The organism is Paludifilum halophilum, from assembly GCF_002245355.1.
Classification (GTDB): domain Bacteria; phylum Bacillota; class Bacilli; order Thermoactinomycetales; family DSM-45169; genus Paludifilum; species Paludifilum halophilum.
Genome location: NZ_NOWF01000003.1, coordinates 95,513 through 113,831, shown reverse-complemented (window position 1 = coordinate 113,831; position 18,319 = coordinate 95,513). Strand labels below are relative to the sequence as shown.

General features: G+C 51.7%; 16 protein-coding genes and 1 riboswitch. Of the genes, 12 read left to right on the top strand and 4 right to left on the bottom strand.

The window, feature by feature from the left end; all coding sequences use genetic code 11:
* Window positions 1-88 precede the first annotated feature (88 nt).
* The 5 genes from CHM34_RS05700 to trxA all read left to right on the top strand — a co-directional run bounded on the left by CHM34_RS05700 (window position 89) and on the right by trxA (window position 4,883).
* The gene (locus tag CHM34_RS05700) at window positions 89-1,807 is read left to right on the top strand and encodes a long-chain-fatty-acid--CoA ligase (protein ID WP_094263643.1); all 1,719 of its coding nucleotides are present in this window, start codon (window positions 89-91) and stop codon (window positions 1,805-1,807) included.
* Between the two features lie 174 nt (window positions 1,808-1,981).
* Entirely contained in the window at window positions 1,982-2,566 is a 585-nt protein-coding gene (gene fadR, locus CHM34_RS05695) for a fatty acid metabolism transcriptional regulator FadR (RefSeq protein WP_094263642.1), read from the top strand.
* Between the two features lie 46 nt (window positions 2,567-2,612).
* Entirely contained in the window at window positions 2,613-3,383 is a 771-nt protein-coding gene (locus CHM34_RS05690; RefSeq protein WP_094263641.1) for an electron transfer flavoprotein subunit beta/FixA family protein, read from the top strand.
* A gap of 22 nt (window positions 3,384-3,405) precedes the next feature.
* The gene (locus CHM34_RS05685) at window positions 3,406-4,389 is read left to right on the top strand and encodes an electron transfer flavoprotein subunit alpha/FixB family protein (RefSeq protein ID WP_094263904.1); all 984 of its coding nucleotides are present in this window, start codon (window positions 3,406-3,408) and stop codon (window positions 4,387-4,389) included.
* 179 nt (window positions 4,390-4,568) lie between these two features.
* Window positions 4,569-4,883 (top strand): thioredoxin, encoded by a 315-nt coding sequence (gene trxA / locus CHM34_RS05680; protein WP_094263640.1) that lies wholly within the window; start codon window positions 4,569-4,571, stop codon window positions 4,881-4,883.
* Window positions 4,884-4,930: 47 nt separating this feature from the next.
* Here the strand turns inward: trxA and CHM34_RS05675 are convergent, their stop codons facing one another.
* The 3 genes from CHM34_RS05675 to CHM34_RS05665 form a co-directional block, all read right to left on the bottom strand.
* Complete coding sequence (locus CHM34_RS05675; protein WP_094263639.1) at window positions 4,931-5,851, bottom strand: hypothetical protein; 921 nt, start codon at window positions 5,849-5,851, stop codon at window positions 4,931-4,933.
* Window positions 5,852-6,001: 150 nt separating this feature from the next.
* Entirely contained in the window at window positions 6,002-7,108 is a 1,107-nt protein-coding gene (locus CHM34_RS05670; protein WP_094263638.1) for a hypothetical protein, read from the bottom strand.
* Window positions 7,109-7,262: 154 nt separating this feature from the next.
* The gene (locus CHM34_RS05665; protein WP_094263637.1) at window positions 7,263-8,222 is read right to left on the bottom strand and encodes a hypothetical protein; all 960 of its coding nucleotides are present in this window, start codon (window positions 8,220-8,222) and stop codon (window positions 7,263-7,265) included.
* Window positions 8,223-8,447: 225 nt separating this feature from the next.
* Here CHM34_RS05665 and uvrC point away from each other — a divergent pair, with 225 nt between their 5' ends.
* The gene (uvrC, locus tag CHM34_RS05660) at window positions 8,448-10,250 is read left to right on the top strand and encodes an excinuclease ABC subunit UvrC (protein WP_094263636.1); all 1,803 of its coding nucleotides are present in this window, start codon (window positions 8,448-8,450) and stop codon (window positions 10,248-10,250) included.
* A gap of 5 nt (window positions 10,251-10,255) precedes the next feature.
* Window positions 10,256-10,897: a molybdenum cofactor guanylyltransferase gene (gene mobA / locus CHM34_RS05655; RefSeq protein WP_169713607.1), complete on the top strand. Its 642-nt coding sequence runs from the start codon at window positions 10,256-10,258 to the stop codon at window positions 10,895-10,897.
* A 68-nt stretch (window positions 10,898-10,965) separates the two neighbouring features.
* On the opposite strand, the gene CHM34_RS05650 is transcribed toward mobA, so the two are convergent.
* Window positions 10,966-11,214 carry a twin-arginine translocase TatA/TatE family subunit gene (locus CHM34_RS05650; protein WP_094263634.1) on the bottom strand — a complete coding sequence of 83 codons (249 nt, stop codon included), beginning with the start codon at window positions 11,212-11,214 and terminating at the stop codon, window positions 10,966-10,968.
* A 496-nt stretch (window positions 11,215-11,710) separates the two neighbouring features.
* Window positions 11,711-11,899, top strand: a riboswitch (Lysine riboswitch).
* A 121-nt stretch (window positions 11,900-12,020) separates the two neighbouring features.
* On the opposite strand from CHM34_RS05650, the gene CHM34_RS05645 reads away from it, so the two are divergent.
* The 5 genes from CHM34_RS05645 (at window position 12,021) to CHM34_RS05620 (ending at window position 18,257) form a co-directional block, all read left to right on the top strand.
* A complete protein-coding gene (locus tag CHM34_RS05645; protein ID WP_094263633.1) occupies window positions 12,021-13,265 on the top strand; it encodes an aspartate kinase in 1,245 nt (414 codons plus the stop codon).
* Window positions 13,266-13,658: 393 nt separating this feature from the next.
* Window positions 13,659-15,272 carry a peptide ABC transporter substrate-binding protein gene (locus CHM34_RS05635; protein WP_094263631.1) on the top strand — a complete coding sequence of 538 codons (1,614 nt, stop codon included), beginning with the start codon at window positions 13,659-13,661 and terminating at the stop codon, window positions 15,270-15,272.
* 82 nt (window positions 15,273-15,354) lie between these two features.
* Window positions 15,355-16,284 carry an ABC transporter permease gene (locus CHM34_RS05630; RefSeq protein ID WP_094263630.1) on the top strand — a complete coding sequence of 310 codons (930 nt, stop codon included), beginning with the start codon at window positions 15,355-15,357 and terminating at the stop codon, window positions 16,282-16,284.
* 5 nt (window positions 16,285-16,289) lie between these two features.
* On the top strand, window positions 16,290-17,210 hold the full coding sequence (locus CHM34_RS05625) for an ABC transporter permease (RefSeq protein WP_094263629.1): 921 nt from the start codon (window positions 16,290-16,292) through the stop codon (window positions 17,208-17,210).
* Window positions 17,211-17,228: 18 nt separating this feature from the next.
* Window positions 17,229-18,257, top strand: coding sequence for an ABC transporter ATP-binding protein (locus tag CHM34_RS05620; RefSeq protein ID WP_094263628.1), 1,029 nt, complete (start codon window positions 17,229-17,231; stop codon window positions 18,255-18,257).
* Window positions 18,258-18,319 lie beyond the last annotated feature (62 nt).

The following is an 18,319-nucleotide window of genomic DNA, read 5'->3' as shown; positions in this document are numbered from 1 at the left end:
AAGTTCGATAAAATACAAAAAAAGCGACGATAAGTATTTTGTTGCCGCATAATGAATGAACAGTCATTCAATAAGGAGGGGCATTTCAATGGCAGAGAAAGAAAAGGTGTGGTTCCGTCACTATCCGGAGTCGATTCCTGCGACCTTGGAGTATCCCGATGTACCGATTACTTATTACTTGGAAAAGGCGGCAGCGGATTTCCCGGATCTTGAAGCGATCCATTTTATGGGGAAGAGGATGACTTATCGTCAACTGTTGGAGGATGTATACAGGCTGGCTCAATCGCTGCGGGAGTTGGGAGTCCAAAAGGGGGAACGGGTATCGATTATGCTTCCCAATTCTCCGCAGTCCGTGATTTCTTATTATGCCGTACTTTTGTTGGGCGGGATCGTGGTCCAAACCAATCCGATGTATAAGGAACGGGAATTGGAGCATCAGTTGAAGGATTCCGGGGCAGAAACGGTGATCTGCCTGGATCAGGTGTACCATCAGGTGGCCAAAGTGAAGACCTCTACCTCAGTGAAGCAGGTGATCGTCACTTCTATCAAGGACTATTTACCCTTTCCAAAAAACTGGCTATATCCGTTGAAAGTGAAAAAAGAGGGCATGGATATCGATATTCCCTATGGAGAAGGAATCCATTCTTTTTCTCAACTCCTCAAGAAAGCGCTTTCTGAACCTGTGCCGTCTCAAGTTGATTCCTTGGATGAAGTGGCTTTGCTTCAGTATACAGGGGGAACGACAGGGCTTCCCAAAGGGGCGATGCTGACCCATCGCAACATTCTGGTGAACGTGATTCAGTGCAATGCCTGGATGTATAAAGGAAAACGGGGGCAGGAAAAATCTCTGGGAATTGTCCCTTTGTTCCACGTCTACGGGATGACTGTCATGATGAACTACTCCGTTTATCTGGCGGCTACGATGATTCTCATGCCCCGCTTTGATGCAGAGGAGACTCTGAAACTGATTCAAAAGGAAAGACCGACTCTGTTTCCCGGAGCACCGACGATTTACGTGGCTCTGATTAACCATCCGAAAATTTCCGAATATGATCTGTCTTCGATTCATGCCTGTCTGAGCGGGTCGGCTCCGCTTCCCCTGATGGTTCAGGAGGAGTTTGAAAAACGGATCGGCGGCCGTCTGGTGGAAGGCTACGGCTTGACGGAGAGCTCTCCGGTCACTCATGCCAATCCGATCTGGGACCGGCGCAAAAACGGTAGCATCGGCCTTCCCTGGCCGGATACCGATTGCCGCATTGTGGATCCTTCCACCGGAGAAGAGGTGGCGGAAGGGGAGATGGGCGTGCTTCAGGTACGCGGTCCTCAAGTGATGAAAGGGTATTGGAACCAGGAAGAGGAGACGTCAAAGACAATCCGGGACGGTTGGCTCCATACCGGAGATATCGGAACGATGGATGAAGAAGGATATTTTTATATCATGGATCGGCAAAAGGATATGATCATCGCCGGCGGGTTTAATATTTACCCCCGGGAAGTGGAGGAAGTCCTTTACGATCATCCGGGAGTGCAGGAAGCGGCGGTGGTTGGTGTTCCCGACCCCTATCGGGGAGAGACGGTTAAAGCGTTTGTTGTTTTGAAGCCGGACCATTCCCTGACCGAAGAGGAATTACAGGTATATTGCCGTGAGAAGCTGGCCAATTTCAAGGTTCCCCGGTTGTACGAATTCCGGGACGAACTGCCTAAGACAACGGTGGGCAAAGTATTGCGCCGAGTACTGGCGGAAGAAGAGCGAAAAAAGGTCCAGAGCGAAGAAGAGGAGCTCCAGGCCGCTGGGAAAGAGAAATAGCTGAATATTGTGCTCTTCCGATTTTACGTTATAATGGAAGTTGGATGCGCTTTCAAAGCTGTCGTTCCCATCATCGATAACATTGACACAGGTGGGGATGATCGAATACACTAGGAGTTGAATGAATGGTCATTCATTATTGGAAGCAATCAACTCAGGAAGGGAAAAAAGACGATGGCGAAGCGTACCGGGGAAAAATACGAAGCGATTATTGATGCGGCAGTCCGCGTGATCGCCAAATACGGCTACCATCAAGCACAAGTTTCGAAAATCGCCCGCGAGGCGAATGTAGCGGACGGCACGATTTATCTGTACTTTGAGAACAAGGATGATGTTCTCATCTCCTTGTTCAATGAGAAAATGGGCTCTTTCATTTCCGATGTGGAAACCGCCCTGGATAAAATTTCATCACCGGTGGAACAGTTACGGGAACTGATCCGGCTCCACTTGGCGTATTTGGAAAACGATCATCAGCTGGCGATCGTGACCCAGATCGAATTGCGGCAGTCCAATCCGGAGGTCCGGAAGAAGATCGGACTGATCCTGAAGAAGTACCTGGAAGTGATTGATCAAGTGATCCAATCGGGAGTGGAGCAACAACTGTTCCGCAGTGATTTTGACAGCCGTACCGCCCGCAGGATGATCTTCGGGACCATCGACGAAACGGTGACATCCTGGATCATGAAAGATTGCAAGTACAGCTTGATGGATCAGGTCGATCCGATCCTGCGATTGTTTTTGGGCGGGGTTGGAAAATAGGATGAATCCTTAGCAAAAGAGATCGACCGAAGGAGGAACCGGTGAAATGGATATTCTGGTGTGCCTGAAACAAACCTTTGACACCGAAGAGCGGATTGTCATCGAAGACGGACAGATCAGTGATGACGGGGTCGAGTTCGTCATCAACCCCTATGACGAATACGCTGTGGAGGAAGCGATCCGCCTTCGTGATGAACACGGGGGCGAAGTGACGGTGATCACCGTCGGACCCGATCGGGCGGAACAGGCTCTTCGCACCGCGATGGCGATGGGGGCGGATAAGGGAATCATCGTGGACGATGAAGATTTGGAAAACGCGGACGAATACTCCATCGCCCGCGTGTTGGCCGCTGTGATTAAGGATCTGGATTTCGACATCATCCTGGGCGGATATATGGCGATTGACGACGGATCGGCGCAAGTGGGCCCCCGATTGGCGGAATTATTGGAAATCCCCCATATTTCCACCATTACAAAATTGACGATCGACGGCGAGTCGGTCGAGGCGGAGAAAGATGTGGAAGGGGATGTGGAGTATATCCAATCCAAGCTTCCGATCCTGGTGACAGCTCAACAGGGGCTGAACGATCCGCGTTATCCGTCTCTGCCCGGAATCATGAAGGCGAAAAAGAAGCCGCTGGAACAATTGGACCTCGATGATCTGGATTTAGACGAAGAGGATCTGGAAGGGAAAACAGAAACCTTGGAAGTCTTCCTGCCGCCGGAAAAAGAAGCGGGGAAAATCCTCGAAGGGGAGTTGGACGAACAAGTCAAAGAACTGGTTCAACGGCTCCAAAGCGAAGCCAAAGTGATTTAAGGGACGAGGAGGAATGGTGGCTGTGAGCAAAAATGTACTCGTACTGGCTGATATCCGTGACGGTGAATTGCGCAATGTCGCTCTGGAATGTCTGGCTGCCGCTTCCCGCGTCGCAGACGGCGGAGTGGTGACGGCGACGGTTTTTGGAAGCAAAAGGAAGGAAACGGTGGAGCAACTGTCCCACCATGGTGCGGACCAAGTCGTGACCGTCTCCGACACCCGGTTGGATTCCTATACTACAGATGCTTATTTTCAGGCTTTTAAGCAAGTCATCGAAAAAGTGAATCCCGATGTGATCCTCACCGGACACACGGCTGTCGGCCGGGATGTAAGCCCGCGAATCGCGGCCCGGTTGGAGCTGGGGCTGATCTCCGACTGCACCGAGGTGGAGGTTGTCGACGGCAAGATGGTCTTCACCCGTCCGATTTATGCCGGGAAGGCCTTTGTCAAAAAAAGTGTTCGGGAAGGGACTGTGTTCGCTACTCTGCGTCCCAATAACATCCCCGTCTTGGAAGCGGATACGAGTCGTTCCGCTGTGGTGGAGGAGTTGGAGGTGACGTTCGCTGAGGATGCCATTCGTACCCTGGTCAAGGAGGTCGTCCGAAAGACCACTGACGGGGTGGATCTCTCCGAAGCACGGGTCGTTGTTTCCGGTGGCCGAGGCGTCAAAAGCGAGGACGGCTTCAAACCCTTGCAGGAGCTGGCCGATGTATTGGGCGGAGCAGTCGGAGCCTCCCGGGGAGCTTGTGATGCCGGCTATTGTGATTACGCGTTGCAGATCGGGCAAACCGGGAAAGTGGTCACCCCGGATTTGTACATCGCTTGCGGGATCTCGGGAGCGATTCAGCATCTGGCCGGCATGTCCAACTCCAAAGTCATCGTAGCCATCAACAAAGATCCCGAGGCCAGCATCTTCAGCGTGGCGGACTACGGCATTGTCGGCGATCTATTTGAAGTGGTCCCGATGCTGACGGAGGAGTTTAAAAAAGTGTTGGTAGAGCAATAAACAATGAAATAGAAAAACGGAAAAAACAGGCGGCGGAAATTTTCCGCCGCCTGTTTGATCGATACACCCTAGGGGTATATAATGGGCAGAAGCGTTTCGGCAACCGAAACGCTTGGAAGTTCCAAGCCCCCAGTGGTATACTGAGGATATCTGTTCAAGCGAAGGAGGAAGAAGCGAACATGGCGATTGTGGATGTTACCGATCAAAACTTTAAACAAGAAGTCGCCTCCGACACCGTGCTGGTCGACTTCTGGGCCCCCTGGTGCGGTCCTTGCAAAATGATCGCCCCGGTGCTGGAAGAAATAGATCAGGAAGTGGGCGACAAGCTGAAGATCGCCAAAGTGAATGTGGATGACAATCCGGATACCGCCGGTCAGTACGGCGTGATGAGCATCCCGACCCTGATGGTCTTCAAAGACGGCGAAATGGTGGATAAACTCCACGGCTTTCAACCCAAAGAACAGTTGATGGAGTGGATCCAACCGCACATGTAACGGACACGAAACCCGCGCTTTTTTAGCGCGGGTTTTTTACAACGCTTCTAGTTCGATTGGATTCCGGGTTCTGTCGCGGATTCGGAAGAGGGCGGAGCGACCCAATGACGAAAGTGCATCTTATAGCGCAAAGCGGGCACCAACATCATCGCCGCCTGAATCAACGGAAAGATCAGCCCAAACAGGAACAAGAACAAAAAGATACTCAGGATTTTCAACCCACTGGGTGAGTCACCTGCAGGCCCTAAGAGAGCGATCGCCAAGGTGAAGACGCCGATATACAGAAGATAAGGAACCAAAGTGAATACTCCGGTGACAAACACCTTGCCGAAGGATTTGAAGAAGAGACGGAAAGAATGCTTCAGAGATTTCCAGGGGCCCATATTTTCCACCGTCAGAATCGTCGGGGCGAACAGGACGGCCAACAGGTAGAAAAGGTAAACGACCAGAAAACCGATCAGAATGATGGTTGTCAGGGTATCAAATAAGGGCGTACCCTCAAAGGGGATCAAAAAGATTCTCATCATCGCTAAGACAAGGACGACTGGAATGAAAAAGATCGAGATGAGAAGAAATTGTAAAGACATTTTCCAAAAATAGAGAAATCCAGTGATAAAATAGGTTTTCAGAGAAAAAGTTTCATCCAGGGCGACTTGGTTGATCATACCGTGACTGCCGGCCATATGAAAAGACATGATGAAAAAGAGGGACACATAATAGAGGATAAAAAGCAGAATAAGGCCGATGACTGCAACCGGACCGAAGGTGGCGGCCAACATGTCGGGATCCGTAACAGCCGACTCCATGGCGGCGGCACTACCGCCGGCGATGAGTAAGAACAAGAAGCACACCAAATAAAAGAGAAGAGTGGCCATGATATACATAAGAAAGAATAGGATCGTTCCCAGCAACAAGGTTCCCCAGAGGGGAAAGCCGTATCTGCCCAATAACCTGAAATAAGTGCTCATTTGTGTAACCTCCCGGATGATGGATGATTGAGACGATATGGATATATACGAACAGGGGCGGGAAGAAGTTTCAAAATCACGCCCTTTTTCAAGAAAACAAAACGACGAATTCCGGAGCCTGCCGGAATTCGTCGTTTTTCACCCCTGTCCCTACTTGATGCTCGGATCTGTGGGGAACTGCGGGTAACGAGGAGATTGAGGCTGTTCCGGTTGTTCCGGTGCCTGTTGAGGCTGATCCGGCTGTTGCGGTTCGGGACGGTCCGATTGCTCGGGATACGGCTGGTCAGCCGGATTCGGCTGAATGGGTTCCGGCTGTGGTGAAACCGAGTCGTTCCAACCTCCGTTGCCATCACCGAAGCCGTTGTGATTATGATATTCCTCCGGTACCACCATCGGGCGCAGGTACATTTTGTAACGCAGAGAGGCGGCGATCATTGCAGCGGCCTGAAAGAAAGGGAAAGAGACAAGCATCAAGAGATAGAGAAGGATGGAGATGAGAATCAGACCGGCCATTACAGACTCGTCGGCTCCATCTGCCGGCAGGAACAGCAAAACCATCAGAAAACCGAAGATCCCATACGGAATAAAAGCCGCCAACATGGATAAAGCCGTAACAAAAACTTTTCCAAAGGACTTGATAAAAAGGCGGAAGGAGATTTTGATGGACTTCCAGGGACCCTTGTTTTCCGCTGTCAGAATGATCGGAGCGAATAAAACCGCCAGGAAAAACAACGGGTAAATAATGATACCGATGAGGCCCTCCAGGATCAGGGCCAAGGGGGTGAGGTCGGTATTGCCGATCAGAAAGAAAATCACTTCCAAGACGATGATGGGCAGGGAGATCGGGATCATCAACAGCATGATCAGGACGAATTGACCGAACAACTTGAACATGTAGCGAAAGCCGGCAGTAAAAAACGTATTGAAATAAGTGGTTCCGTCCAAAACCGCTTCATTTACCATGCCGTAACTGCCGGCGACTTGAAAAGATGAAGTGAAGCCCGAAAAAAGCATGAGGATCACAAACCATATGACAGCGAAAATGATGGCGCCGGGTGCCATTGCTGATTCCAGTTCCTCCGGGGAAAGCGATGACACGTTCATGGTGGCAAGGCCCCCGAAAACAAAGATCAGACCGATCAAATACCAGAGCAAATAAAAAATAAAGAAAACCGTATTCGTAATCACGTGACCCAACAAAAACGTGCCCCACATTTTTAATCCGTTTTTCTTCAGTAAGCTGAAGTATGTACTCATCCGACTGCCTCCTATCAATCGATGGTAATTCTCCATACTACTATATACGATTTGAAAGGTTCGTGGTTTCAGAAAAAATGATTTCTTCTTTTCCACTCCAAAAAAAGCGCAGAAGAAATCCTCTCTTCTGCGCCGCTTTCTGCACGGGGTCGGATTATCCGGATCGGTTTCCGGCTTCCCCGTCGTCGATCGTTGGTGTGACAAGGACCGGTTCCTGGTCATCCTCAGGGAATAGACGGTTTTGAATGTGAGTGAAGTACCGGGTGAACAAAAGCCCGAAGGAAAGCATCGGAGGAAAGACAACCAACAGCCAAAAGAGAATGGCCCCGAAGGTGGCTCCGACGAGTAGAGCGACAGCCCCGTCATCAAAGATCTGCAGAAGAAGCCAGGGAAAAAGAGAGAGCAAGATCACCCCCGCCATTCCCAGAACCCCGAAAAGGGCGGATCCGAGGATGGAAACCAAAGCGGGTACCAAGCGGACAAAAATCACTTTAAAGCCATAGGCATAGGAACGAAAGGCCCCCATTTCTTCTGCGAACATCACGATCAGGGAATGACTGAAGGCGATGCTGTTCAGCAAGAGAAGAGCTCCTCCGACTGCAGAAAAGGCGATCATGACCCAGGTCGGCTGACCTTGGACCAAAAGAATGCTGATTGCGGCCGGGACGGCCAGCACAAGCACCGTTACCCCTTGAAGCAGGAAAAGAAGCAGAAGGCGGAGCATATACCGGATTCCATAAGAAAAAAAATGGCCCGGAGAGACGCTCCCTTCTAACGCGGCATTGCGCAGACTGCCGACAAAACCGGCAGTATAGAAAACATGGACCAATAAGGTGATCAGAAGGACCAGAGCGAAGTAGGTAATAACGACCGTTCCTCCGGTGTGGAAGAGGTTCAGCAGTCGACCGGCTTCTGTCCCGAGCTGCTGAAAGCGGTCGGGCGACGAAGCCAGATCTTTGATGATTCCCCGCAGGGCGGATATTTCGGAACGCAGCACCATTCCGATAAATAAGTGCGGTATCAGTAAAAAAATGAGAACCACCAGTCCGCCGATCAAGGAACCGAGCCACAGCTTCATTCCGTGGCGATTAAGCAGTTGGATGGACTCCCCCAAACAGATCCCTCCCATGATCATTGTTTTTATAAATCCATCGTATCCTTTCGCGGGAGAGGGGACAAGCGCTTCTTACGGATTGGATGCGACCAGCTCTTTTAACGCCTTCCCCTTTTCTGGCGTTTCAGGAGAGGGGGATTTTTAAGTATACCGGCTTCGTCAAAGGGAAGCCGGGTACAAATGTAGCCGTTCTGTGGTAACATAAGGGGTAAGGAGGAAGTGGATATGAACGAAGGAATCCGGGAGAAACTCTCTCTCCTTCCGGATCGACCGGGCTGTTATCTGATGAAGGACATCCGTGGGAAAACCATATATGTCGGTAAGGCGAAAAACCTTCGCAGCCGGGTTCGTTCGTATTTTACCGGCAGTCATGACGGAAAGACCCAACGGATGGTTGCCGATATCGTTGACTTTGAATATATCGTAACTGAAAGTGCCACCGAGGCGCTGATATTGGAAGCCAACCTGATCAAACGGCATCGACCATATTACAACGTGTTGATGAAGGATGACAAATCCTACCCTTATATCCGTTTGACCAAGGAAGAGCATCCGCGTTTGGAGGTCACCCGGAATGTCAAACGGGACGGATCCCGTTATTTCGGTCCTTATCCCAACGCATTGGCGGCACAGGAGACCAAAAAGCTGTTGGATAAACTGTATCCGCTTCGCAAGTGTCGAACCCTTCCGAAGCGGGTTTGTCTGTATTATCACATGGGACAGTGCTTGGCTCCCTGTGAATTCGATGTCGATCCGACCCAGTATGATGAGATGATCCGAAATATCATCCGTTTTTTAAACGGCGGGTACCAGGAAGTACAAAAAGACCTGAGGCGAAAAATGGAGAAAGCCGCAGAGGAGCTCAACTTTGAACGGGCCAAGGAACTCAGGGATCTGATTAAGCACATTGAGGCGGTGATGGTGAAGCAAAACATCACCCTGAATGACCGTATCGACCGGGATGTTTTCGGTTATGCGGCGGACAAGGGAATCATGTGCGTTCAGGCCTTTTTCGTGCGTCAGGGTAAGCTGATGGAACGGGATGTGGCCGTTTTTCCCCATTACGGGAAAGAAGAAGAGGACTTTACCTCCTACGTGGCCCAGTTTTACCACGAAAAACCAGCCTTGCCCAAGGAGATCAACCTCCCCGACAATGCGGATGTCGATTTGATCGATCAATGGCTGAGCGGGGTACAGGTTCGCGTCCCTCAACGGGGACTGAAAAAACGATTGTTGCAAATGGCGGAGCAAAACGCCCGAATTGCTTTGGAAGAGCGTTTCAAGCTGATGGAACGGGATAAAGGGAGGACGATCGAAGCCACCCGCCGTCTCGGGGAAGCCTTGGAAATCGGCTATCCCAAACGGATCGAGGCTTTTGACAACTCCAACATCCAGGGAGCGGATCCGGTATCGGCCATGGTGACGTTCATTGACGGTGCTCCGGAGAAGAAAGAATACCGGAAGTTTAAAATTCGGTCAGTGGACAAGCCGGATGATTTTGAGACGATGCGGGAAGTGATCCGCCGCCGTTACACTCGGGTATTAAAGGAAGATCTGCCTTTGCCGGAATTGGTCATCGTTGACGGAGGACGGGGTCAGATGTCCAGCGCTGTCGACGTGTTGGAAAATGAGTTGGGTCTGTTTATCCCCGTGGCCGGGCTGGTCAAGGATGACCGTCACCGGACTGCCAGCCTGCTATTCGGGGATTCGCCCGAGGAAATCGCCCTTCGGCGGGGCAGTCAGGAGTTTTACCTGCTTCAGCGGATCCAGGAGGAGGTGCACCGCTTCGCCGTTACCTTCCACCGGCAAACCCGGGGTAAAGCGATGGTCCGATCCGTGCTGGACGATATCCCCGGAGTGGGTCCAAAGCGGAAACAGATGTTGTATAAGCACTTCGGATCTGTGGAGAAGATGCGTCAAGCGAAAGTGGAGGAATACCGCAAAGCGGGAATCGGTGACAAGTTGGCTCGGGAAATCTTAACCCGTTTGCAACAGGATTGGAAAGAAACCGGCGACCCGGGGGGTTGATGAGAGTGGAGAAGAACCCGGAAAGGGGAGTGATCCTCCTGGCCGGGGGGGAATCCCGTCGGATGGGGCGGGATAAATTCCTCCTGCCGTTCAAGGGGGAATCGATGGGTTGTCGTATCTTGCGCCGGTTGAAAGGGATCGGAAACCCGGTCATCGTTGCCGGCGCGGGTTTATCCTGTGAAACTCGGGGGATTCCCGTTGTTTCCGACCGTTATCCGGGTCAAGGTCCCTTGGCCGGAATTCATGCCGGGTTGTCGGTATCCACCTGCGGTCCCAATCTGGTTGTCGCCTGTGATATGCCTTTTGCCTCCCCTGAATTGGCCCGGCTTCTTTTTTCCCGATCGGAAGGAGTGGATGCGGTGGTTCCTCAGGACGGGGAACGGACTCATCCCCTTTTTGCTGTTTATCAACGCCGTTGTCTTCCGGTTCTGGAACGTCGGCTGTACTGCCGGGAACGGCGAGTGACCGATTTTTTACAGGAACTTCGTGTCGGTTATGTGGACAGGGAGGAGATGGAGTCCTGCGCCAATCCTGATCGGGCCCTTTTCAATATGAACCGGCCCCGGGAATGGTCTCGAGCGCTAAGTTTCGTCGAGCAATCGGAGGAAACGGGGCACCGGGAGGTACGTGAAAAATCGGGCGAATAACGCTTTTGAACGAAAGTCGGCCGACCGGGTTGGGCCCGGTCGGCCGGTTTTTTTACGGAAAGCGGTCTTCACCGTTTGACCTCTCCGTGGGTTTTATGCAGATCGGATTCCTGCCCGGATGCCTCCTCGGACTTGGATTCCGTCGTATGGCCCTTTTCGTCGCTGTTGCGGTCGTCGGTGATGCCGGAGACCGAGTCCTTAAATTCCCGCAAAGTGCGACCGGCAGCCCGTCCCAGTTCCGGAAGTTTGCCGGGACCGAACAGGATCAGGGCGACCAGCACGATCAGGATGAAACCCGGGATACCGATTTGAGTCATAGGGTTCACTCCCTTGCAAAGGGGGCCCGTCGGGTTTTTCCGACCAAGCCTTCGTTTACGTTCTCTGTATACCCCCATTATACTTTTTCAGCAGGGGACTGCAAGTTAAGGTTTTATGTCGAGAGTGTTCAGCTTTTTTTGGAAACACAGTCCCGATGTCTTAATCAATAAACAGGGGCGAGGAGGGACATGGAATATCCGATCGCCGCCAAGTTGCAGTCGATCCTAAAGGGGTATCGGTAATCGCGAAAAGAGCTCATCCGCAAGGAGTTTCCAGAGAAGTGGAGGAATGTAGAGCATGGTTTTCGCATGTTTGATGCGGGGCTTTTCAGGATGACGAGGGACTTCAGGAAGCGGTTGAAGGCTGTTGTTCATCCATATACGGTATGATAACATCAGAGACAATAAAAATGGGGGAACGGCGAGAAGGTTGCTGGATCGATCGAGCCTGTTTTCCCATATAAAAGGTACTTAACAATTGAATACCTCACGAGCACGAGTGATTAGAGGAGCGGATGACCATCAGTAGCCACCGGGAGGTGCGGTTCCGAAGACCGGCGGGGAAAGGGGCGTTCGCCGAAGTTCTTTCCCTTTACCGCTGGGGGAGGAGCTGGACCCGTTGCCGAACAGGAGCGGGACTGTCACGGAGAAACTTGGATGTTTTCTGTGGAGCACTATTTCACCGGGAACAAGTGAGGCTGGTACGTGCCGATGGTTAGGGCGACAGCTGGAACTTCCCGCTGTGGCCTTTTCTTATCCATGGGGAAATTCTTATTCGAAAACAGGAGAGGAGATCACACGGACAAATGGGACTAGTCGTACAGAAGTTTGGCGGAACCTCGGTCGGCAGTGTGGAACGCATTCGGAAGGTGGCTGAACGAATTGCCAAATCCCATGCCGACGGGGATCAATGCGTGGTCACCGTGTCGGCGATGGGAAAAACCACCGATGAGCTGGTTTCCCTGGCCCGCCAGATGAGTGATCCACCTCCCCAAAGAGAGATGGATGTATTATTGACGACCGGCGAACAGGTGTCGATCGCTCTCTTATCGATGGCTTTGATGGAGAGGGGCTTAAAAGCCCGTCCGATGACCGGTTGGCAAGCCGGAATTCAAACTGATCCGATTCACGGAAAAGCACGGATTGAAGAAATCGATACCCAACGCGTTCGTCAATCTTTGGACCAGGGCGAAATCGTCGTCGTCGCCGGATTTCAGGGAGTGTCTTCCGACGGAGAAATTACGACCCTTGGCCGGGGCGGCTCCGATACCACGGCTGTAGCATTGGCGGCGGCATTGGAGGCGGACCGGTGCGAGATATTCACCGATGTCACCGGCGTTTTTACAGCCGATCCGAGAATGGCTCCCCAGGCGGGCAAGCTGAAGGAGATTTCCTACGAAGAAATGCTGGAATTGGCCAACCTGGGGGCGGGGGTTCTTCACCCGCGTTCCGTCGAGTGCGCGATGACCCATCGGGTGCCTCTGGTGGTTCGGTCCAGCTTTGTCGATGAAGAAGGAACCTGGGTCAAGGAGGCTGCCAATATGGAAGAAGAACTGAATGTACGAGGAATTGCCCACGATTTGCAGGTTGCACGGATCAAAGTTCTGGGGCTGCCCAATCAGACTCGCGCGCTGACAACTTTGTTCGGAGTGTTGGCGGAGGCCCATATCAACGTGGATATGATTGTGACCAGCGATCACGACAATGATCGGATCGATGTGGCTTTCAGCGTCCATGAAGAAGAGTGGGAGCAGGCTGAGAAGGTGATTGAAGACCATGGGGAAGAGCTGAAGTACCTGGAAGTGGTCTCCGAAACCGGATTGGCCAAAGTTTCTGCTGTCGGTGCGGGGATGGTCACCCATCCGGGAGTGGCCGCCAAAATGTTTACTTCTTTAAGCGAAGCCGGGATTCGAATCCGAATGGTTTCCACCTCGGAGATCAAAATCTCCTGTGCGATTGCCAAAAACCAGGCAGAGAAGGCAGTTCGGGAGCTTCATTCCGTTTTTGGCCTCGATGTGGAAGAACAGACACTGGTCGGGGCTTCTTCCTAGAAAAAGATCAATATTTGTCAGGAATAAACCTGAAAAGGACAAAAGTCCTTTTCAGGTTTTTATTTCCGGTCGAAAAATGGAGAAAAAATGGTCCCGGTAGGAAGGATTTTTTTAAGAAAAGAGGAATATAGTAAAATGGGCATAGGTTATGGCTTCTGAAGGAGATAAAAAGTTGGACGAAATTTCTAAAGGTCCGAAGGAATCTCTCTTCCGGATATATTCCGGATTTCAAAAAGTCTGCGTTCCCGGACAGCTCTTGTCAATTTTATTTCGTATAGTCCGGTTCTTTTATCTGCAAAGAGGCTGTAACCATAAAGGGAACCGGGATGGAACTTCGGTGACCGAGCTCACTTTTCTTCAAGGGGGTTTTGAATGATGAGAAGTAAGAGGAGGATGACTCAACTTGTAGCCGCTTTCACCGTCTTAAGCATGGTTTTTCTGGCGGCGTGCGGCGGCGGCTCCAGTCAAGCATCCGACGATCAGGTACTCGATATCGGTATGATTGTCAGTGAACCGCCCAGCTTGGATCCGGCCAAGGCGCAGGATTCCCAGTCCGGTCATATTCTTCGCCATGTGCTGGAAGGGCTGGTCAACATCGATAAGGACGGGAATCCGAAGCCGGGGATCGCCAAGGAGTGGGAGGTGAGTGATGACGGAAAAGAAATCACGTTCCACCTGAGGGACGCCACATGGTCCAACGGCGATCCGGTGACAGCGGAGGACTTCGAATACGCCTGGAAGCGGGTGCTCAACCCGGATACCGGAGCGATCTATGCGTACCAGTTGTTTTATTTGAAAAACGGCGAAGAATACAACGCCGGTGAAGCCGAGGCGGACGAAGTCGGTGTGGATGCCGTCGATGATAAGACGCTGAAAGTGGAACTGAAACAGCCGACTCCGTATTTTATTTCCTTGACCGCTTTCTACACCTTGTTGCCGGTGAACAAGGATGTAGTGGAAGAGAACGGGAAATGGGCGGCAAACGCGGACACCTATGTCGGCAACGGTGCTTTTACGTTGGATGTTTGGGAGCATGACTCCAAAATCGAACTGAAAAAGAATGAAGACTACTGGAATGCTGACAAGGTGAAACTGTCCAAAATCAACGTACCCTTCAACCAGGAGGAGCAGACCGCCTACCAGCTCTTTAAATCCGGAAAGTTGGATTACGGCGATAAGAATTCGCTTCCCGTGGATTTGATTCCTGAATTGGTGGAAAAGGGCGAAGTGGAAACCAAGAAGAAATTGGGCAGTTACTCTTATATCTTTAACCTTGAGGAAGAGCCCTTCGACAATAAGAAAATCCGCAAAGCCTTCGCTCTGGCCATCGACAGGAAAAAGATCGTGGAGGATGTAACCCAGGGAGGAGAAGCTCCTTCCAACGGATGGGTTCCCTGGGGGATGCCGGATCCTGCCAACGGTGAGGAATGGGTGAAACAGCACGGTCAATATCAAAAATCCTCCGCCCAGCCGGAGAAAGCCAAGGAACTTCTGGAAGAGGGAATGGAAGAAGAGGGAATCGATAAACTCCCTGAGATCACCCTGGATTACAATACCGATGACAGCCACAAGAAAATCGCTGAAGCCCTTCAACAGATGTGGAAAAAACACTTGGATGTCGATGTGAAGCTGCAAAACTCCGAGTGGAAGGTCTTTCTGGAGAAGCAAAGTAACGGAGACTTTCAGATGTCCCGTCAGGGGTGGCTTCCGGACTACATCGATCCGATGACCTATCTCGACATGTACACGACGGAGTCCGATCAAAACAAAGCCAACTGGCACAATGAGGAATACGACGAGCTGATCGAGAAAGCCAAGTCGACGAATGATCAGAAGAAACGGTCGAAGTTAATGCATGAAGCGGAAGAAATCCTGATGGAAGAAATGCCGATCATTCCCATTTACTTTTACACGGAGTTCATCCTGCAAAAAGATCACGTGAAAAATGTGATTTATAAAAAAGACGCCAGCTTTGACTTCCGAGAAGCGTACCTGACCGAGGAGTAAGCCTGATTCAAGGGATGAGAAATGGTCACCCCTTCTTGGGGTGACTTTCCCATGTCTGATCCAGACAGAGGAGGTGGAGTCCATGCTTCGATATATCGGTAAACGTTTATTGATCATGTTGATCACGCTTTGGTTGATATCCACGCTCACTTTTATCTTGATGAACTCCATTCCCGGAGATCCTTTCACCTCGGAGAAGAAGCTGCCGGAGAGCACCCTGGAAAATCTCAAGGCGCAGTATGGATTGGACAAGCCGCTCCCGATGCAGTATGTCGTCTATATGAATAACCTGATTCACGGCGATTTGGGTTTCTCTATCAAAAATGTGAACCGTTCGGTGAATGACATGCTGGCGGACGGCTTCCCCGTTTCCGCCCAGCTGGGGGCACAGGCGATGATTTTGGCGATCTTTGCCGGGATTTTGATGGGAACCGTAGCCGCACTCCGGCAAAACAGAATGTCGGACTACAGCCTGATGGTATTGGCGGTGATCGGCCTGTCCATCCCGAACTTCGTCATCGCTCCCCTTTTCCAAAAATATTTTGGGTTGAATTGGGAACTTCTCCCTATCGCCGGCTGGGGAAATTTCGATCAGACCATCCTGCCTTCGATCGCCCTCGCTTTTACTCCGCTGGCCCTGGTGACGCGCCTGATGCGCTCCAGCATGCTGGAGGTACTGGGACAGGATTATATTCGCACTGCCCGGGCCAAGGGATTGCCGCCAATCCGGGTGATCAGCTTTCATACTTTGCGTAACGCGATCATTCCCGTCATCACCCTGATCGGTCCCTTGACCGCGGCGATTCTGACCGGCAGTTTCGTGGTTGAGAAGATCTTTTCCATCCCGGGGATCGGCAAATACTTTGTCGAAAGCATCATCAACCGGGATTATCCGGTGATCATGGGTGCGACCATCTTTTTCTCCGCCTTTTTGATCCTGATGAACTTTCTCGTCGATTTGGCCTACGGTTACATTGATCCTCGCATTAAACTCGGTAAAAAGGAGGCGTGATCGGGATGGCGATACCGGCTGAAAAATTCGAACGGGCTCCGAAGCGAGCTGTTGATATAGAAACACTGCGGCGTCCCAGCCTCACTTACTGGCAGGATGTCTGGAATCGATTGAAGCAGAACAAGCTGGCGATGGCCGGGTTGTTCATGATTATTTTGTTGGTCGCCATGGCGATCGCGGGTCCTTTTATGCAGCCTTACACTTACTACGAGCAGGACCTGGGCGACGGGAAAAATATTTCCCCTTCCGGGGGGCACTGGTTCGGGACGGATGAACTGGGCCGGGATGTGTTTGTCCGTACCTGGTACGGGGCCCGGATCTCCTTGACCATCGGTGTGGTGGCCGCCTTGATCGATTTGATCATCGGGGTGATTTATGGAGGGATCTCCGGTTATCGGGGCGGTCGCACCGACGAAGTGATGATGCGGATTGTCGATGTTTTATGGGGACTCCCTTATCTGCTGGTGGTGATTTTGCTGCTTGTCGTGATGGGACCGGGGGTCTTGACGATTATTATCGCCCTCACTGCGACTGGGTGGCTCAATATGGCCCGTCTGGTCCGCGGCCAGGTACTGCAGTTAAAAGAGCAGGAATATGTCATGGCGTCCCAGACACTGGGGGCCAGCACGGATTGGTTGATGAGCAAGCATTTGATTCCCAACACGTTGGGTCCGATTATCGTGATGCTGACGTTTACCGTTCCCAATGCCATTTTTGCCGAAGCGTTCCTGAGCTTTCTCGGTCTCGGAGTGCAAGCCCCCGTCGCCAGCTGGGGAACGATGATCAATGACGCCCTGGTCGTGGTTTTATCCGATGAGTGGTGGCGCCTCTTTTTCCCGGCTTTCTTCCTGAGCTTGACCCTGCTGGCGTTTAACGCTTTGGGTGACGGTTTGCGGGATGCTTTGGATCCGAAGATGAGGAAGTAAAGAAGGGAGGAGAGGCCGATGAAAAACGTATTGGAAATCAATAATTTGCATGTATCGTTTCAGACCTATGCCGGAGAAGTTCATGCGGTGCGGGGAGTCGATCTGCATCTGGAAAAAGGGGAAACGCTGGCGATCGTAGGGGAATCCGGAAGCGGAAAAAGTGTTACGGCCCAGTCTGTGATGCGGTTGATTCCTTCGCCCCCGGGTAAAATCAAGCAGGGTGAAATCCTTTTTGAAGAAAAAGACTTGACCAAGGTTTCCCAGCGGGATATGTTCAGGCTCCGCGGTTCGGAAATCGGGATGATTTTTCAGGACCCGATGACTTCTCTCAATCCGACCATGACAGTGGGAAAGCAGATCATGGAGGGATTGAAGTGGCATCAGAAGATGAATCTCTCCGATGCGAAGAAGCGTGCCGTGGAAATGCTCCGCCTAGTGGGGATTCCCTTGCCGGAAAAGCGGGTGAACCAATATCCTCATCAGTTCAGCGGCGGTATGCGGCAGCGTGCAATGATCGCTATCGCTCTGGCTTGCAACCCGAAAATCCTGATCGCCGACGAACCGACGACAGCCCTCGATGTGACGATCCAAGCGCAAATCCTGGAGCTGATGAAGGAACTTCAGCACAAGACAGAAACGGCGATTATCCTGATTACACACGATTTGGGTGTTGTGGCGGAAAGCGCCGAGCGGGTCGCTGTTATGTACGGAGGCAAAGTCGTAGAGACCGGCCGGGTGGAGGAGATCTTCAACCGATCCCGCCATCCCTACACCTGGGGTTTGATGGGGTCCATGCCTCGCTTGGACTGGCAGCAGGATGTGGAGTTGCACCCGATTCCCGGGTCGCCTCCGGATCTGTTTGATCCGCCGAAGGGTTGTCCCTTCGCCGACCGTTGTCCCCATGCGATGCATATTTGTCATGAAGAAATGCCGGAAGAAACGGAGGTTTCCGATTCTCATCGCGTATCTTGCTGGCTGGAACATCCACAGGCTCCGTCAGTCAGCGGAGAAAACAACAATGTGAAAGTCCATATCGGGTCCAAGTAAAAAAGACGGAAACTCCCCGGCACATGCTTTTTCAGAGAAGTAACCCGATCCAGCGGTAACCC

Excerpts from the sequence above, each read along its gene's own strand:
- CHM34_RS05635 (WP_094263631.1), top strand. The coding sequence starts at position 13,659 with ATGACTCAACTTGTAGCCGCTTTCACCGTCTTAAGCATGGTTTTTCTG.
- CHM34_RS05690 (WP_094263641.1), top strand. The coding sequence starts at position 2,613 with ATGGATATTCTGGTGTGCCTGAAACAAACCTTTGACACCGAAGAGCGG.
- trxA (WP_094263640.1), top strand. The coding sequence starts at position 4,569 with ATGGCGATTGTGGATGTTACCGATCAAAACTTTAAACAAGAAGTCGCC.
- uvrC (WP_094263636.1), top strand. The coding sequence starts at position 8,448 with ATGAACGAAGGAATCCGGGAGAAACTCTCTCTCCTTCCGGATCGACCG.
- CHM34_RS05620 (WP_094263628.1), top strand. The coding sequence starts at position 17,229 with ATGAAAAACGTATTGGAAATCAATAATTTGCATGTATCGTTTCAGACC.
- fadR (WP_094263642.1), top strand. The coding sequence starts at position 1,982 with ATGGCGAAGCGTACCGGGGAAAAATACGAAGCGATTATTGATGCGGCA.
- CHM34_RS05645 (WP_094263633.1), top strand. The coding sequence starts at position 12,021 with ATGGGACTAGTCGTACAGAAGTTTGGCGGAACCTCGGTCGGCAGTGTG.
- CHM34_RS05650 (WP_094263634.1), bottom strand. The coding sequence starts at position 11,214 with ATGACTCAAATCGGTATCCCGGGTTTCATCCTGATCGTGCTGGTCGCC.
- CHM34_RS05625 (WP_094263629.1), top strand. The coding sequence starts at position 16,290 with ATGGCGATACCGGCTGAAAAATTCGAACGGGCTCCGAAGCGAGCTGTT.
- CHM34_RS05700 (WP_094263643.1), top strand. The coding sequence starts at position 89 with ATGGCAGAGAAAGAAAAGGTGTGGTTCCGTCACTATCCGGAGTCGATT.
- CHM34_RS05675 (WP_094263639.1), bottom strand. The coding sequence starts at position 5,851 with ATGAGCACTTATTTCAGGTTATTGGGCAGATACGGCTTTCCCCTCTGG.
- CHM34_RS05670 (WP_094263638.1), bottom strand. The coding sequence starts at position 7,108 with ATGAGTACATACTTCAGCTTACTGAAGAAAAACGGATTAAAAATGTGG.
- CHM34_RS05630 (WP_094263630.1), top strand. The coding sequence starts at position 15,355 with ATGCTTCGATATATCGGTAAACGTTTATTGATCATGTTGATCACGCTT.